The sequence below is a fragment of the Streptomyces sp. NPDC050617 genome, assembly GCF_040654795.1.
In the GTDB taxonomy this organism is placed as follows: Bacteria; Actinomycetota; Actinomycetes; order Streptomycetales; family Streptomycetaceae; genus Streptomyces.
The window spans coordinates 177023-192906 of sequence record NZ_JBFAIS010000010.1 but is presented as its reverse complement, the minus strand read 5'-3'; the positions used below and the strand labels follow the sequence as shown (position 1 = coordinate 192906).

The window sequence follows — 15884 nt, the reverse complement described above, 5'->3', positions numbered from 1 at the left end:
GCCGGGGGCGGGGGCCGGTGCCGGATGGGGGCCGCGCGCCGTGTGCCGCACGCCGCCGGCCAAGTCCTGCCCGTCACGCGGCACCTGCCACCGTCGCGTACAGCCGCTCCTCCGCGCCGATCACGGTTCGATTGATCCTCCGGGTGATCCCTCGGGTGATCCCCGGGCCGGTCTTGCGCCCGTTCGACAGACCCTCCACCGGCTCTCCGAGGGCGGTTTGGGAGAGGCGGCGGTGTTTGGTCCCGGCTTCCGGGGCTACTCCGAACCGGACAGCGGCCCGATGACGCGGCCCGCCCCCCGGCCCGGCTCACCGGGCGCCCAATCAACCCGACGAGACCCACTCGCCGAGATCCATCCGACGAGACCCACCCGATTCGAGACCCATTCCACGAGATCCACCCCACGAGATCCATCCCATGAGAGGAAGGCACCACGCGATGACTGTTGTCCCGGCACAGCAAGGCGGGGGCTCGGGCGGCACCAGCGGCCTGTACGACGTCCTGGAACTCGTCCTCGACCGGGGGCTCGTGATCGACGCGTTCGTCCGTGTCTCGCTCGTAGGCATCGAGATCCTGAAGATCGACGTCCGCGTCGTCGTCGCCAGCGTCGACACCTATCTGCGGTTCGCCGAGGCGTGCAACCGGCTCGACCTGGAGGCCGGCCCGCGCAAGGACCCCGGCCTGCCGGACCTGGTCGGTGAGATGACCGAGTCCGGCGCCCGCGGCAAGTCCAAGGGCGCCCTGTCCGGCGCGGCGGAGACCGTCTCGAACGCCTTCAACCAGGCCCGCGAGGAGAGCCGGAGCTCCCAGGACTCCCAGGGCGAGTCCCGGCCGCGCGCCAAGCGCACCGCTTCGAGGAGCCGGAAGGAGGAGCAGGAGTGAGCACGTACGTCTACGGCATCACGCGCAGCTCGCATCCGCGCCTGCCCGAGGAGACGGCCGGCGTCGGCGATCCGCCGCAACCCGTGCGCGTCGTCGCGGCGGGCCGGCTCGCGGCCCTGGTGAGCGACGCGCCGCCGGACCTCAAGCCCAAGCGGCGCGAACTGCTCGCGCACCAGAGCGTGCTCGCCGAGGCGAGTTCGGCGGGGCCCGTGCTGCCGATGCGGTTCGGCGGGGTCTCGCCCGACGACGACGCGGTCACGGCCGCGCTCGCCGCGCACGAGGAGCACTATCTCGAACGGCTGAAGACCCTCGACGGCAAGGCCGAGTACAACGTGAAGGCCACCCACGACGAGGACGCCGTGCTCCACCGGGTGCTCATCGACGCCCCCGAGCTGCGGGAACTGCACGAGGCGAACAAGGCGGCGGGCGGCGGCAGCCACGAGGACCGGCTGCGCCTCGGCGAGCTGGTCGCGACGGCGGTGCAGAAGCGCGAGCCGCAGGACGCGGCGCTCCTGCGGGACGCCCTCGAAGGCGAGGCGGAGGACACCTGCCCCGGACCGCCGAGCGGCGGCTGGCTGGCGAACATCTCGTTCCTGGTGGACCGGGAGCACGGCGAGGAGTTCGTCGCCGCCGTCGCGGCGCTGCGCCGCGAGAACCCGCACCTCGTGCTCCGGGTGAACGGCCCCCTGCCGCCGTACAGCTTCGTGGAGTGACGCATGGGCCTCCTGGGAGAACTGCTGCTCCTGCCCATGGCCCCGCTGCGCGGCACCGGCTGGGTGCTGCGGCAGGTGGTGACCGAGGCCGAGCGGCAGTACTACGACCCGTCGGCCGTACAGCGCGAACTGGCCGCGCTGTCGCGGCGGTTGGAGGCGGGCGAGATCGACGAGGACGAGTTCGACCGGCGCGAGGACGAACTCCTCGACCGGCTTCAGGCGCGACAGCCGCAGAGCGAGCCGCAGGCACAGGCTCAGGCGCAGACCGAACCACAGGCACAGACGCAGAGGCAGACGCACACGCAACAGACGAGAACGGGAGAGATATGAACAGCCGGCTGGCAGTAGGGCTCGCCGTGGGCGCGGGATACGTGCTCGGGCGGACGAAGAAGGCGAAGCTCGCCTTCGGCATCGGGACGCTGGTGATGGGCAAGCGCCTCCAGCTGAACCCGAAGTCGATCGCGGACTTCGCCGCCGCGCAACTGGCGGACAACCCCCAGTTCAAGGAGATCGGCGACCAGTTGCGGGAGGACCTGCGCGGGGTCGGCAAGGCCGCGACCGGCGCGCTGGTCAACCGGCAGTTGGAGGGGCTGGCGGACCGGTTGCACGACCGTACGGCCGGGGTGCAGGACCGGTTGTCGGGTGTGGTTCCGGGCTCCGTCCTGAACAGCGAGGACGACGGCGAGGACGACGGCGAGGACGACAGCGAAGAGCGCGGCGAAGAGCAGGGCCAGGAACGCGGCGAGGAGCGCGGCGAGGAGGAATCCGCCGCCGGCTCCGACGGCGACGCGGAGGAATCCGCCACGGCGGGCGGCGGGAGCCGCCGGAAGCCGTCGGCGCGCAGGTCCACGACGACCGGGGCGACCAGGACGACCGGGAAGGCCGCCGGAGCCGCCAAGTCCGCGCAGCGCACGGCGTCCAAGAAGGCGCCCGCCGGAAAGACGGCCGGGAGGACAGCCGGAAGGACGGCGGGAAAGTCCGCGGGGAAGACCACCGGAACGGCCGCCGGAAAGACCGCAGGAAGGACCACGGGGAAGACCGCGGGAAAGACCGGCGGCGGGACAGCCGGATCGCGGACGAGGAAGGCGGGTGGTGACCGTGGCTGAGTCCCTGACCGCCAACCCGGCGGTGGACCGCCTCAAGACGGAGCTCCAGAAGTACGCGCTCGCCCAGGCCGAGCGCCTGCTCACCGGCGCGGGCCGCAAGCTCGGCGAGAGCACCGTGAAGCTGACCGACATCGCGGAGGGCCGCAGCCCCGGCTTCGCGAAGCTGGCGCTCGACAGCGGCCGGAAGATCACCGAGGGCAAGGGCCCGGTGCGCAGCGCCCTGGAGGCCGGCGCGTCCCACCTCAAGGACAACGTGGTGGAGACGGCCAAGGGGCTGGGCGGCGGAAAGCGCAAGAAGGGCGGCGGCGGCCGGAAGCCGACCGTCATCGTGGAGTCCGTGGACGTCGGGGTTCCGGTGCGCGAGGCGTACGACCAGTGGACCCAGTACCAGGAGTTCTCCACCTTCGCCAAGGGCGTCCGGAGCGCGGACTCCGCCGACGACACCGCCTCGGACTGGAAGCTCAAGATCTTCTGGTCGACCCGCAGTTGGAAGGCGCGCACCACGGAACAGGTGCCGGACGCCCGGATCGTATGGACCTCGGAAGGGGCCAAGGGCACCACAAAGGGCGTCGTCACCTTCCACGCACTGGCGGAGAGCCTCACGCGGGTGCTGCTGATCATCGAGTACTACCCGAAGGGCCTCTTCGAGCGGACCGGCAACATCTGGCGCGCCCAGGGCCGCCGCGCCCGGCTGGACCTCAAGAACTTCGCACGCCACATCTCACTGCGCGGCGAGGCCCAGGACGGCTGGCGGGGCGAGATCCGGGACGGCGAGGTCGTGGTCAGCCACGAGGACGCGGTCGCGGAGGAGGAGCGCGAGGCAGGCCGGGAAGAGGGCGGCGAGGAGGACCGTACGGAAGGGGCCGAGGACGAGGCCGAGGACCGGTACGGGGCCGAGGAGGAAGCCGACGCCGAGGACTCCTACGACGACGAGGCCGAGGACACCGACGCGGAAGCGGAAGCGGAAGCGGACGACCAAGCCGAGGACGTGGACGAGACCGAGGACGAGGACGAGGCCGACGTCGAAGGCGAAGGTGAAGGCGAAGGCGAACTGGTCGACGAGGACGCCGAGGACGAGGCCGACGTCGATGACGACGGCGAGGACACGGACGCGCGCAAGCAGCGGGAGTACGCGCACGCCGGGAACCGCGGCCGCCGATGACGACCGCGAGCCGCCTCCCCAGTACGTACGGCCCCGAAGGCGGGGCGAACCTCGCCGACATCCTGGAGCGCGTACTCGACAAGGGCATCGTCATCGCGGGCGACATCCGGATCAACCTGCTCGACATCGAGCTGCTGACCATCAAGCTCCGGCTGATCGTCGCCTCCGTCGACAAGGCCAAGGAGATGGGCATCGACTGGTGGGAGGACGACCCGTCGCTCTCCTCCGGAGCCCGTCACCGCGAACTCGCCGCGGAGAACGAACGGTTGCAGCACCGCTTGGCGGAGCTGGAACACCGTGACACCGCCTGACCGGCGGGAAGCCCGTACCGACCGCAAGACACGGGTGACGGTCCTCGTGGCGCTGGCCGCCAATCTGCTCATCGCCGCCGCGAAGGCGGTCGGCGGCCTGGCCACGGGCTCCCCCGCGCTGCTCTCCGAAGCCGCGCACTCCGTCGCCGACAGCATGAACGAGGTCTTCCTGCTGGCCGCCCTGCGCCGCAGCCGCCGCCCCGCCGACGGCAGGCACCCCTTCGGCTACGGCAAGGAGCGGTACTTCTGGTCGCTGCTCGCCGCCGTCGGCATCTTCGTGATGGGCGGCTGCTTCTCCTTCTTCCAGGGCGTCGAGGCGCTGCGTTCGAACGGACAGGAGACCACCGGCGGCTACGCGACCGGCCTCGCGGTCCTCGGCGTGGCGCTGGGCGCCGAGGGCGGCTCGCTGCTGCGCGCGCTGCACCAGGTGCGTGATCAGCCCGGTACGGGCCTGGGCGGGGACCCGGCGCTGCGCACCGTCGTCGCGGAGGACGGCACCGCCGTGCTCGGCGTCGTGCTCGCCATCGCGGGAATGGTGCTGCACATGGCCACGGGCGAGGTGTTCTGGGAGGCCGCGGCCTCGCTCTCCATCGGGCTGCTGCTCGTGTACGTGGCCTACCGGCTCGGCAAGGACTCCAGGGGCCAGCTGATCGGCGAGGCCGTCGACCCGGAGCTGAGGGGCCGGATACGGGCGCTGCTGGACGCCCAGCCCGAGATCGACAACGTGGCCACGCTGCTCACCATGCGGCTCGGCCTCGACTCGACGCTCGTGGCGGCCCGTATCGACCTGGTGCCCGGCCTGGACAGCGAGGACGTCGAGACGGTCTCGGAGCGCATCAAGCGCTCGGTGGCGCGCACCTGGCCCCAGGCCGACCAGGTGTTCCTCGACGTGACGGAAGCGCCCCCGAAACGGCCGTGAGCGCGCCGGCGGAGCGGGGTTTGCGCGGGCGCGCGCGGGGTGACTCGGACGCTGTTCTCACGGAAGGACAGGGCCATGGCAGCGCTCGCCGTCGTACTCATCGCCTTACTGATCCCGCCCGCGGCACTCGGCATGGTGCTGGCGCTCGGCCGCTACGAGGAAGTGATGCTGCCGCCGCCGGAGCCGGGCCCCTTTGAAGCGACCGCGACGACCGAGGTGACCGAGGCGACCGAGTTGACCGCGGCGACCAAGGCGGCAGCGGTGGCCGAGGCGACAGCGCCGACCGAGGTGGCAGCAGCGACCGAGGTAGGAGCGGCGACCGAGGTGGCAGCGCCGACAGCGGCACGGGCCGTCGCGCACAACGACGCGCGCCGGTGGGTGGGCGAGGGCGCCACCGGTACGGGCCTGGGCCCGGGCCTCGGGGCCGCTACCGGGCGGAACCGTCACCGGGTCCGCCGCCGGACTCGCCACCGGGCCGGTGTCGGGCCGCGTCGCCGGCGGTGACCAGGCCCGTTTCGTAGGCCGCGATGACCGCCTGGGCGCGGTCGCGGACGGCCAGCTTGTCGAAAATGCTGGTGATGTAGTTCTTGACCGTGGACGGGCTGATGTCCAGGGCACGGGAGATCCCGGTGTTGTCGAGACCGGTGGCCATCAGGTGCCACACCTCGACCTCGCGGGCGGTCAGGTCGCTCCGGCCGGGATGACCGCCTCGGGAGGCCGGGGCCGATCGCGCGTCGCGCGGCGTACGGACGTAGGCGGAGATCAGCCGGGTGAGCAGGCGCGGCGCGACGACGGCGTCACCGGCGTGGACGGTGCGGATCGCCGCGCTCAGGTCCTCCGGGGAACTGTCCTTGGGCAGGAATCCGTAGGCTCCGGCGCGCAGGGCGCCCACGACGTACTCGTCGAGGTCGAAGGTGCTGAGGGCCAGGACGCGGCAGCCGGGCACGGTGGCGGCCAGTTGCTCGGTCGCGCCGACCCCGTCGAGTACGGGCATCCGGACGTCCATCACCACGACGTCGGGGGCCAGTCGGCCGGCGAGTTCGACGGCCTGCGCGCCGTCCTCGGCCTCGCCCACCACCTCGAAGGCCGGATCGGGGGAGAGGATCAGCGAGAGGCCGCGCCGGACGAGTGGCTGGTCGTCCACGATCAACACCCTGATCTTCGGCGTCTCCGGTGTCTCCGGCATCTGCGGGGCCTTCGGCATCTCCGGTGGCGTCCGCGTGCTCCCGCTTTCGGGCCCGGTCATCGATGTGCTCCCTCGCTGTGGGCCGCTGCCTCGCCCGATTCGTCATGGACGGCGTCAGCGTTCTCTTTCGGCTGCGCCCCCTCCGTCGCCTCGTCGGTGGGCAGCGGCAGATCGGCCACCACCGCGAACCCTCCGCCCGGCAGCGGGCCGACGGTCAGCGTGCCGCCGTGCAGGGCAACGCGCTCGCGCATGCCGATCAGGCCGTAACCGCCCGTTCCCGAAGCCGACGGCGCTTCCTGCGACGGCGCGCCCCCGCCGTCGTCCCGTACCTCCACGACGACCGCGTCCTGACGGTACGTCAGCCATACGGTCGCGCGGGCGGCCCCCGCGTACTTGCGGGTGTTGGTGAGCGCCTCCTGGACGATCCTGAACACGGTGAGCCCGACGGTCGGCGGCAGCGGGCGCCGCGGCCCGCGGACGTCGAACTCGGTCGGCAGCCCGGCGAGGCGGGACTCGTCCACCAGCCGGCCGAGGTCGTCGGCGCCCGGCTGGGGCAGCGATGGAGCGGCCTCCGGTTCGTCGCCGGCCCGCAGTACGTCGAGGAGTTGGCGCATCTCGCGCAGCGCGAGCCGTCCGGAGGACTCCAGGGTGACCAGGGCGTCCCGGACCACCTCCGGCTCGCCGAGGTTGGCTCGGGCGCCGCCGGCCATCAGCTGCATGGTGGTGATGTGATGGGCCACGATGTCGTGCAACTCCCGCGCGATGCGGCGGCGTTCGTCGGCCACCGCGCGGTCGGCGAGGAGCCTGCGGTTGGCCGCCACCTCCCGCTGCCAGCGCTTGACCGCCAGGCCCGTGGCGACGACGATCACGGTGGAGAGCGGCGGGGTGATCACCTCCTGCCAGGGCGGAATCCGGCCCCCGCTCTGGCTCAGCAGCGTCACCGCCACCGTCGCGACGGCCGCGACCGCCGTGCCGCGCCCGGAGCAGTCCCTGGCGACCTGGTACACGGCGACCACCAGGACGGCGCCGAAGTGGCTGGGCAGCGGTACGGCCAGCGCGGCCGTCGCGTCGAGGGCCAGCACGGCGGCGAGCGTCGCCACCGGGTACCGGCGCCGGGCGAGCAGCGGCACGGCCGCCAGCGCCACGAGGACGAACCCGAGCACGCTCACCTCGCTCCGGCCGCCGGGAGCGTCGAAGAACACGTAACTGAGCAGGTTCATCGCGCAGGCACCGGCGGCCACGAGCGCGTCGTTGCGCGACCACGGCGGCTCGGCGCTGCCGCCCCTGTCGGCGTCGGCAGTGCTGCGGGTGCCGGCAGCGTTGTCGATGTCGGCGGCGCTGCCGACACCGCCGGCGTTGTCGGCCCCGCCGGCGTTGTCGGCCCCGCCGGCGTTGTCGGCCCCGCCGGCGTTGTCCGTGTCGGCGGCGTGCGGTGGTTCCTGGGCGTCGGCGGGACCGGTGTGACGGCTCCTGGGCATGTCGTTTCCTCTGTGTACGGCCTCCCGGCCCCCTGAACAGGGTTGCACAGGGGCCGGTGGCGGCAGCGGTTCACGGACGCCTCCCGCACCCAGGACCAGGACCAGGCTCCTGGTCGCGCCCGGGAAAGGACCCAGGTCCCCCGGTCCGGATCATCCGCTGCCACGACGCCCGGGGCCCGGTCACGGTGATGGGCTGGAGTCCGTCCGGAAACACCGGCCGACCCCCCTCCCCTCCTCTCCCTCCCCCTTCCTTTTCGAGCCCGTCCGCCGGAGGACAGCATGATCCGCGCCCTGACCAGGTACTCCACCCAGCACCCGTGGAAGGTCATCGTCGTCTGGGCGGTGCTGGGGGTCGTGCTGAGCGCCCTGGCCCCGGCCCTGATGGCCCGTGTCACCCAGAACCGGACCGGGGACTTCCTGCCCCAGGGCTACGACTCGGCCGCCGCGCTGCGCGTAGCCGAGGAGCGGTTCGGGGTGGACGCCGACGCCACCACGGTGACGGTGCTGGTCGCCCGTTCCGACGGCAAGGCTCTCGGCGCAGCCGACCAGAAGCGGATCGAGAACGAGGCGGCGAAGCTCGCGAAGCGCCGGGTCGTCATGCCGAGGGTGGACGACAAGCCCGCGTTCCTGGTGCCCGACCGCTCCCAGACGCCTGCCATAGCCCCTGCGATGGTGGTGCCCGACCGAAGTTTCGAACTGCTCTCCGTCCAGCTGAGGGGCGCTCCCACGGACGAGGGCGTCCAGGGCGTCTACCGGGCCTTCCGGGACGCCGCCCGGACGCAGTTCGCCGAGGCGGGGATGCGCACCGGGTTCACCGGGGACCTCGCCGACACCGTCGACACCACCGACGCCCACGAGGTCGCCGCCAAGGTCGGCAGCGCCCTCATCATGGGGCTCATCATCCTGTTGAACGTACTGGCGTTCCGCAGCGTGCTGGCGGCCCTGCTGCCGCTGCTCACGGTCGCCTTCATCGGCGGCGTGGCGGGAGGAGCCGTCGCGGGCGCCGCGATGCTCACCGGGCGGAAGCTGGACGCGGGCACCCCGAACCTGATCTCGGTGGTGCTGCTCGGCATCGGCATCGACTACCTGCTGTTCCTGCTGTTCCGCTTCCGCGAGCAGTTGCGGGCCCGGCCCGAGCAGCCCGCCCGCGAGGCGGCCGAGCAGGTGTCCGGCCGGGTGGGCACGGCGATCGCCTCGGCGGCGCTGACCATCGTGGCCGCGTTCGCGACGCTGGGCGTGGCGACGTTCGGGCAGTTCCGTTCGATGGGCCCCGCGATCGCCGTGGCCGTCCTGGTGATGCTGGCCGGGAGCCTCACCCTGATGCCGGCGCTGCTCGCGGCCGCCGGGCGCAAGATGTTCTGGCCGTCCCGGACCCTCCGCCACGAGCCGCGCGAGGGCCGTGCCGCCCGCTTCGGGGCGCTGGTCGGCCGACGGCCGCTGACGATGCTGGCCGCCTCCGTCGCGCTGCTCGCCGCGCTCGGGGCCGGTCTGGTCGGCCTCCGCATGGACTACGGGCAGGGCGACTCCGGCGACGGCACCCCCTCCGCCGCCACGGCGGCCGAGATCTCCCGTGCGCTGCCCGCCGGCGTCTCGGACCCGACGAGCGTCTTCGTCACCGCCGAGGACGGCAGCGCCCTCACCACCGGCCGGCTCGACGGCCTCTCCCACGCGCTCACCCAGGTCAAGGGCGTGGGACAGGTCGCACGGACCGTACTGAACGATGACCGCCGAGCCGCCCGGATCGACGTCTACCCGACCGCGGACTCGCGGAGCGAGCGCGCCCGCGACCTGGCCTCCGGGCCGATCCGGGCCGCGGTCGCCCAGCACACGCCCGCCGGGACGACGGCCCACGTGGGCGGCACGGCGGCGATCTTCGCCGACATCTCGACCGCCGTCGACCACGATCTGAGGATCGTGTTCCCGGTCGCGGCCGCGCTGATCGCGCTGATCCTGCTGCTGCTCCTGCGCAGCCTGCTCGCACCGGTGATCCTGATGCTCTCCGTCGGCCTCGGTTTCGCCGCCACTCTCGGCGCGGCGACCCTGCTGTTCCAGCACGGCCTCGGCGAACCGGGCGTCAGTTTCACCCTCCCCCTGGTGCTGTTCCTGTTCGTCGTCGCGCTGGGCACCGACTACAACATCCTGATCAGCGACCGGATCCGGGAGGAGATGCGACGACCGGGCCCGGCCCGCGCCGCCGTGGCCCGCGCGGTACGGCACACGACCCCGGCCATCGCGACGGCCGGTCTGGTCCTCGCCGCCTCCTTCGCCACGCTCGCCGCCACCCCGGGCAACGAGCAGATCGCCTTCGCCATGACGCTCGGCATCATGCTCTCCGCGCTCGTCCTCTCCCTCGTACTGGTCCCCGCGCTCGCCGCGCTCCTCGGCCGGGCCATCTGGTGGCCGGTCCGCCCGGGGCCGGCTGCGGGGGACGGGCCCTCGCGGCACCGTACGGACGGGGTCGGCGCCCCCGAACCCGAGCAGGTCCGGACGTCGCGCTGAGGCGCGGGCGACTCGCGTCACTCAGGGGACGTCGGGTTCGCCCTCGGAGGAGCCGCGGCGACGGCGCACGCTGCGAGCTCCTCCCTGTCCTCGTGATCGAGCGCGAACCACACGTGTTTGGCGATGGATTGCTCGTTGCTACGGGGCCACGTCACGCCCCAGTGCGATGCGAGCGCGTGCACGAGGTGCAGCCCGCGCCCCCGCTCGTCGGCGTCCCGCTCCTCCTTCAACTGCGGCCGTACGTAGGGCGCGTCGTCCCACACGGCCACGCGGATACGGGCGAACCGCACGGCCACGTCGACGTGCACGACGGGTGTGCCGGTGTGCATGTGCACGTTCGTGACGATCTCGCTGACGAGCAGTTGGGCGGGGTCGGCGAGACAGCCGTGGTCGGTCAGGACCAGCAGATCGGATACGAGCGTCCGAGCGATCTTCGGGGCGAGGACGCCGCTCGGCAGGCTGACGCGGAACGACTGGCGTTGCGGAACTTCCGGGTGGCGGTTGCGGGGTACAAGGCTCATGGCTACGTCTCCCAACGCGTCGGTAGCACGCGCTGCTTGCCGTCGTGGCTCGGCCTCCACGGACACGCCCTGCGGGCATGCCCGAGCGGTTGCACTGCGGTCTTACTGGCATGGGGCGCTGTGCTGCCTGAAAGCTAGTGGCATACATGCTACGTAGCAAGTAGGCGGGCACTGGTAGTGCGAACGGGTGGACCATGGCACGGTTACGCGGGACACTCCGACCAGACAGGGGAAGGTGACATGCCAGCGAGGGACAACCCGACCGCACGTCAGGCGCGCTTGGGTGCCGAGCTGCGGAAGCTGCGCGAAAGCGCGGGCAGGGCAGCGCGCGAGGCGGCCGGTTTGCTGTCGACCGATCAAGCGAAGATCAGCCACACCGAATCCGGCAGGATCGGTGTTTCCGAGGAACGCATCCGCCGGTTGGCCACCTTCTACTCGTGCGACGACGCGGAACTGATCGACGCGCTCTGCGCCATAGCGCGCGAGCACCGCGGCCAATTCTGGTGGGACGAGTACCGCGGACTGCTCGCTCCGGGATTCCTCGATATCGCGGAGCTCGAACACCACGCGACCTTCATGCGCTCCATGCAATCCGTCACCATGCCCGGCATCTTCCAGACCGAGGAATACGCCCGCGCCATCTACGCCGGCCACGTACCCGCCCTCCCCTCCGACGAGGCGGACGTGCGCGTGGAACACCGGATGCGACGTCGGAGCGTCTTCGAGCGACAAGACCCGCCACAGTTCGAGGCGGTCATCCACGAGGCCGCGCTGCGCATGCGTTTCGGCGGACGCAAGGTGGCGAGGTCGCAGCTCGAATACCTCATGGAAGTCTCGGAGTGGCCCAGCGTCACCGTCCGCGTCATCCCTTTCACCTGCGAAAGCTTCATCGAAGCCACGCAACCGGTCCTGTACGCCGGCGGCGTCGTCCCACAGTTGGACACCGTCCAGATCGACAGCGCATTGGGAGGGCGTTTCCTGGACGCCGACGCCGAACTCAAGAAATACCGGGCGCTGCTCGACACCGCAGAAGCCGCCGCACTCGACGTAACAGAATCACGGCAGCTCATCCACCACATCGCGCGAGAACTGTGAGAAATCCAAGCATGGAACCGAAATGGCAGAAGTCTTCCTTCTCCGGCGCAGGGGGCGAGAACTGCGTCGAGATCGCGGAGCGGGGCGGCACCATAATGATCCGCGAGAGTGACACCCCGAACGCGCGCACGAGCACGAGCCGTAGCAAATTTGCCGCGCTCATCAAGGGTGTTCAGGCTGGGAAGTTCGACCACTTCGCCGGTTAACCCGTCGCTGACCAGCGATCGAGCCCCTCAGCCCCAGCGGCGAGGGGCTCTTGTCGTGAACCGTTCGACATATCTGCCACGTAGCACTCTTGCCACGATCGAGCTGTGACGCTACCGTCACAGCGCGTCGCCGTAGCGGGGGCTGCACCCAAGCAGCCCCGCCCGGCACGGCGGACGCAACTCCCCCTGCCCGTACAACGGTTACGGCCACGAGAGAGGCTGCGGCATGACGGCGAAGAACGTCACCACCTGCGACTACTGCCAGTCCCTGACGGAGAAGCTCGCCAGGGCGGAACGGGAGCGCGACGCCAGCGCGGCACTGGACTGTCGCGTACTCCTGGCACGACACGAAGGGCAGGGCCACCCGGTGGCACCACAGGCAGAGGCGTGAAGCCAACTCGCCGCACGGTGACGGCAATTGGCTGGTTCCCCCCGTCGTGCGACCACGCACGCCAGTGGCGGGTCGAGGGCGGAGGGATACGTCGCTGCCAGACCTGCGGCACGGAACGCACCGAGTCGTACGAGTCGTTGCGGCTCCCGCTCCCCGCCCTGACGGCAGGGGGCGGGGGCCCGGGTGAGCCACACCCCCCTGGCGGTGGAGGTGCTTCGGCCGCTGGGCGGCCCCGGTCTCGTTGTCAGTTCGGGGTCGCTCGGACCGTTGCGGGCCGACGTTCGGGCCGTCAGGCCGATCGGCGGGGGGCTACGGGCAGGTGGCGAGGATGACGGAGACGCTGTCGTTGGCGGCGTTGGTGTCACTCGGGGCGGAGGCGGTGCGGGTGCCGGTGACCGAGACCTGCCCGAGGGAGAGCAGGTTGGGCGGGAGGCGGAACGACTTGGCGCTGTCGGCGGCGCCCGCGATCGAGCCGTGCCGCTGCTGGTGGTGCAGTCGGCCGAAAGGTTCGTGGCTGCGGCGGCGGGCGCGGTGATGGTGGTGGACCGGGAACCGTTGACGTCGGCGGCGTCCGAGGTGGAGCAAAGGTGAGGGAAGAGGTCACGCCGAAGACTTCGGAGTTCGCTCCGGGCACGGCGTAGTCGTAGGTGCAGCCGGTGCCGGCCTGCACCGGATCGGCTGAATCGACCGGCCCGAACAGCACGATGTCGACGCCGTCGGGCCCGGCGGCGGCCAGCGCCCCGGGCAGGGCGAGCAGCAGCCCACCGAACAGGGCCGTGAGACGGCGTAGGACTTCGTTCTGCTCGCTGGAGCGGTGTCGGTACGCACAGGAGACCCCTGCGGGCGACGGCCGCCCCGGCGGCCCGGAACGGCCTGGACGAGAAGAGAGCGGTTCCCCGGCCTGGCCGGCAGCGGCAGGCGGTGAACAGCCGAGGGATCTGGCGTATGTCACCACGGGCGGGTCCGGGCCCGGCAATCCGCAGATCATGCGCCCTGGAAGGGGCGGCCCATGTACCAACAACTGGGGCCCGGAGAAGCTCCAACGCCCTGTACCACTGGCGGCTGGCCGCTGCCGCGATGGGTCGGGGGTGAGTTCTTCGACCAACGGCGGGGTGCTGCCGCGTGTGGCGGCATTCGGCGTGGCCCGACTGCCGGTCTCGCCTCGGACCCTACGGGCCCAGAACGCCAGCAGCGGCAGGGAAGGGGGGCGGCCGGGCTCGGTTCACTGCCTGCGGGCGGGTTCGCGGCTGAGGTTAGAGAGGCTCGCTACGCATAGCGCTGGCCGCTACCGCGAAGCGGTCGCGGTGAGTTGGCGGAGTGCAGGGGCGGGGGTGGCGCGGGCCTGTGATCCAAGAGATCAGCGGCGATGGATGCAGGGGTCGGGTGGCTACCTGGCGGCCGGTGCGGGTTGGCGTCACGGACAGCTGCCGCGTGGGACGGCATTGCGCCCGGTCGACTGCGCGCATCGTCTCGGACCCTACGGGCCCAAAGCGCCAGCAGCGGCAGGGAAGGGGGGCGGCCCGGGCCAGTTCACTGCCTGCGAGTGAGTTCGCAGCTGAGGTTAGAGAAGCTCGCTGCGCTTTGCGCTGGCCGCTGCCGCGAAGCGGTCGCGGTGGGGTCATCGAGCGCGGGAGCGGGAGTGGCGCGGGTCTGTGATCCAAGGGACCAGCGGCGGTGGGGCTGGGGGGTAGTTCGCTACGTGCTGCCCGGTGTGGAGTTGAGGCACCTGCGCGGCTGCCGCGTGGGGCGGCATTGCGCCCGGTCGACTGCGGCTCTCGTCTCGGACCCTGCGGGTCCAGAGCGCCAGCAGCGGCAGGGGAGGGGGCGGCCGGGGCCGGTTCGCTGCCTGCGGCGGGGGGCGGGGCTGAGGTTAGAGAGGCTCGCTGCGCTTTGCGCTGGCCGCTGCCGCGAAGTGGTTGTGGTGGGAGCTTCGGGTGCGGGCGGGGTAGGGCTCGGGCCTGTGATCCAACGGCGGGCGGTGGGGGCGGCGGCGCTGCACTTGGGGGCACTGGCCGGGGAGGGTTCCCGCCCGTAGAAGAGCGGCCCGAGGCCGAGGGAACTCCGCTCCGACAGCCAGCGCGTCCCGTATGCCCGATACGCCAGGCCCGCCATTCAACAGAGTGCGCCTACCGCCCGGTTCCGGGACCGGTATGGCGCTTTTGCCGGGCGGCAACTCCACCCTACCTATGAGTAACAGCCTGCCAGCGGCCAGCGACAGAGCGGAGCGAGCCTTCTCTCACCCCGGCCACCCACCGACCGACGGGCAAGGCCACCCCTCCCCTGCCACCGCTGGCCGACGCCGCGAAGTGGCAACGGCGAGGGCTTCGGGTGCGGGCGGAGTGGGGCTCGGGCCTGTGATCCAACGACAGGCGACAGCGCGCGGCGGGTTCTTCGACTGACGGTGGGGTGCTGCCGCATGGGGCGGCATTCGGCGTGGTCCGACTGCCGGTCTCATCTCGGACCCTGCGGGTCCAAAGCGCCGGCAGCGGCAGGGAAGGGGGCGGGCCGGGCTCGGTTCGCTGGGCGCGGGTGGGTTCGAGGGTGAGGTTAGGGAGGCTCGCTGCGCATAGCGCTGGCCGCTGCCGCGAAGCGGTCGCGGTGGGGTCATCGAGCGCGGGAGCGGGAGTGGCGCGGGCCTGTGATCCAAGGGACCAGCGGCGGTGGGACTGAGGGTTAGTTCGCTACGTGCTGCCCGGTGTGGAGTTGAGGCACCTGCGCGGCTGCCGCGTGGGGCGGCATTCGGCGTGGGCGGGCGCGGGTTTCGTCTCGGACCCTGCGGGCCCAGAGCGCCAGCAGCGACAGGGAAGGGGGCGGGCCGGGCCCAGTTCACTGCCTGCCGCCGTGTCGGGGGCTGAGGTCAGAGAGGCTCGCTGCGCATAGCGCTGGCCGCTGCCGCGAAGTAGCTGTGGCGGGGTCATCGGGTGCGGATGCGGGATGGCTCGGGCCTGTGATCCAACGGCGGGCGGGCGATGGGCGGCGGCGCTGCACGCGGGGGCACTGGCCGGGGAGGGTTCCCGCCCGTAGAAGAGCGGCCCGAGGCCGGGGAAACCCCGCTCCGACAGCCAGCGCGCCCCTTATGCCCGATACGCCAGGCCCGCCATTCAACAGAGTGCACTTACCGCCCGGTTCCGGGTCCGGTATGGCGCTTTTGTCGGGCGGCAACTCCACCCTACCTATGAGTAACAGCCTGCCAGCGGCCAGCGACAGAGCGGAGCGAGCCTTCTCTCACCCCGGCCACCCACCGACCGACGGGCAAGGCCACCCCCCCTGCCGCCGCTGGCCGACGCCGCGAAGTGGCAACGGTGAGGGCTTCGGGTGCGGGCGGAGTGGGGCTCGGGCCTGTGATCCAACGACAGGCGACGGCGCGCGGCGGGTTCTTCGGCTGACGGTGGGGCGCTGCCGCGTGGGGCGGCATT

General features: G+C 71.8%; 16 protein-coding genes and 1 pseudogene. 13 read left to right on the top strand and 4 right to left on the bottom strand.

Features of this window, described 5'->3' with window-relative positions:
* The first annotated feature begins 437 nt into the window (after positions 1–437).
* From AB0I49_RS16330 to AB0I49_RS16295, 8 genes and pseudogenes are all read left to right on the top strand, one after another.
* Positions 438–881 (top strand): gas vesicle structural protein GvpA, encoded by a 444-nt coding sequence (locus AB0I49_RS16330; RefSeq protein ID WP_363227613.1) that lies wholly within the window; start codon positions 438–440, stop codon positions 879–881.
* Positions 878–1594, top strand: a complete 717-nt coding sequence (locus AB0I49_RS16325; RefSeq protein ID WP_363227612.1) for a GvpL/GvpF family gas vesicle protein — start codon at positions 878–880, stop codon at positions 1592–1594. Before AB0I49_RS16330 ends, AB0I49_RS16325 begins: the two co-directional genes overlap by 4 nt.
* A gap of 3 nt (positions 1595–1597) precedes the next feature.
* Positions 1598–1819 (top strand): annotated as a pseudogene (locus tag AB0I49_RS16320) (gas vesicle protein GvpG); the annotation flags it as partial.
* A 101-nt stretch (positions 1820–1920) separates the two neighbouring features.
* Positions 1921–2700 carry a DNA primase gene (locus tag AB0I49_RS16315; protein ID WP_363227611.1) on the top strand — a complete coding sequence of 260 codons (780 nt, stop codon included), beginning with the start codon at positions 1921–1923 and terminating at the stop codon, positions 2698–2700.
* The gene (locus tag AB0I49_RS16310; RefSeq protein ID WP_363227610.1) at positions 2687–3862 is read left to right on the top strand and encodes an SRPBCC family protein; all 1176 of its coding nucleotides are present in this window, start codon (positions 2687–2689) and stop codon (positions 3860–3862) included. Before AB0I49_RS16315 ends, AB0I49_RS16310 begins: the two co-directional genes overlap by 14 nt.
* Positions 3859–4173 carry a gas vesicle protein gene (locus tag AB0I49_RS16305; RefSeq protein WP_363227609.1) on the top strand — a complete coding sequence of 105 codons (315 nt, stop codon included), beginning with the start codon at positions 3859–3861 and terminating at the stop codon, positions 4171–4173. Before AB0I49_RS16310 ends, AB0I49_RS16305 begins: the two co-directional genes overlap by 4 nt.
* Complete coding sequence (locus AB0I49_RS16300; RefSeq protein ID WP_363227608.1) at positions 4160–5092, top strand: cation diffusion facilitator family transporter; 933 nt, start codon at positions 4160–4162, stop codon at positions 5090–5092. The genes AB0I49_RS16305 and AB0I49_RS16300 overlap by 14 nt, the downstream gene beginning before the upstream one ends.
* A gap of 75 nt (positions 5093–5167) precedes the next feature.
* Complete coding sequence (locus tag AB0I49_RS16295; RefSeq protein WP_363227607.1) at positions 5168–5596, top strand: hypothetical protein; 429 nt, start codon at positions 5168–5170, stop codon at positions 5594–5596.
* Here AB0I49_RS16295 and AB0I49_RS16290 read toward each other — a convergent pair.
* Together AB0I49_RS16290 and AB0I49_RS16285 are read right to left on the bottom strand one after the other, a co-directional pair.
* Complete coding sequence (locus tag AB0I49_RS16290; protein ID WP_363227678.1) at positions 5520–6296, bottom strand: response regulator transcription factor; 777 nt, start codon at positions 6294–6296, stop codon at positions 5520–5522. The genes AB0I49_RS16295 and AB0I49_RS16290 overlap by 77 nt on opposite strands.
* 38 nt (positions 6297–6334) lie before the next feature.
* Positions 6335–7756, bottom strand: a complete 1422-nt coding sequence (locus AB0I49_RS16285) for a sensor histidine kinase (RefSeq protein ID WP_363227606.1) — start codon at positions 7754–7756, stop codon at positions 6335–6337.
* A 279-nt stretch (positions 7757–8035) separates the two neighbouring features.
* Here AB0I49_RS16285 and AB0I49_RS16280 point away from each other — a divergent pair, with 279 nt between their 5' ends.
* Entirely contained in the window at positions 8036–10255 is a 2220-nt protein-coding gene (locus AB0I49_RS16280; protein WP_363227605.1) for an MMPL family transporter, read from the top strand.
* A gap of 17 nt (positions 10256–10272) precedes the next feature.
* Here AB0I49_RS16280 and AB0I49_RS16275 read toward each other — a convergent pair whose 3' ends face one another.
* The gene (locus AB0I49_RS16275; RefSeq protein WP_363227604.1) at positions 10273–10776 is read right to left on the bottom strand and encodes an ATP-binding protein; all 504 of its coding nucleotides are present in this window, start codon (positions 10774–10776) and stop codon (positions 10273–10275) included.
* Positions 10777–11016: 240 nt separating this feature from the next.
* On the opposite strand from AB0I49_RS16275, the gene AB0I49_RS16270 reads away from it, so the two are divergent.
* From AB0I49_RS16270 to AB0I49_RS16255, 4 genes are all read left to right on the top strand, one after another.
* Positions 11017–11871: a helix-turn-helix transcriptional regulator gene (locus tag AB0I49_RS16270; protein ID WP_363227603.1), complete on the top strand. Its 855-nt coding sequence runs from the start codon at positions 11017–11019 to the stop codon at positions 11869–11871.
* Between the two features lie 11 nt (positions 11872–11882).
* Positions 11883–12077: a DUF397 domain-containing protein gene (locus tag AB0I49_RS16265; RefSeq protein WP_363227602.1), complete on the top strand. Its 195-nt coding sequence runs from the start codon at positions 11883–11885 to the stop codon at positions 12075–12077.
* Between the two features lie 226 nt (positions 12078–12303).
* Positions 12304–12468 (top strand): hypothetical protein, encoded by a 165-nt coding sequence (locus AB0I49_RS16260; RefSeq protein WP_363227601.1) that lies wholly within the window; start codon positions 12304–12306, stop codon positions 12466–12468.
* Complete coding sequence (locus AB0I49_RS16255; RefSeq protein ID WP_363227600.1) at positions 12465–12800, top strand: hypothetical protein; 336 nt, start codon at positions 12465–12467, stop codon at positions 12798–12800. The genes AB0I49_RS16260 and AB0I49_RS16255 overlap by 4 nt, the downstream gene beginning before the upstream one ends.
* Here AB0I49_RS16255 and AB0I49_RS16250 read toward each other — a convergent pair.
* The gene (locus AB0I49_RS16250) at positions 12778–13053 is read right to left on the bottom strand and encodes a hypothetical protein (RefSeq protein WP_363227599.1); all 276 of its coding nucleotides are present in this window, start codon (positions 13051–13053) and stop codon (positions 12778–12780) included. The two genes, AB0I49_RS16255 and AB0I49_RS16250, sit on opposite strands and share 23 nt — an antisense overlap.
* Positions 13054–15884 lie beyond the last annotated feature (2831 nt).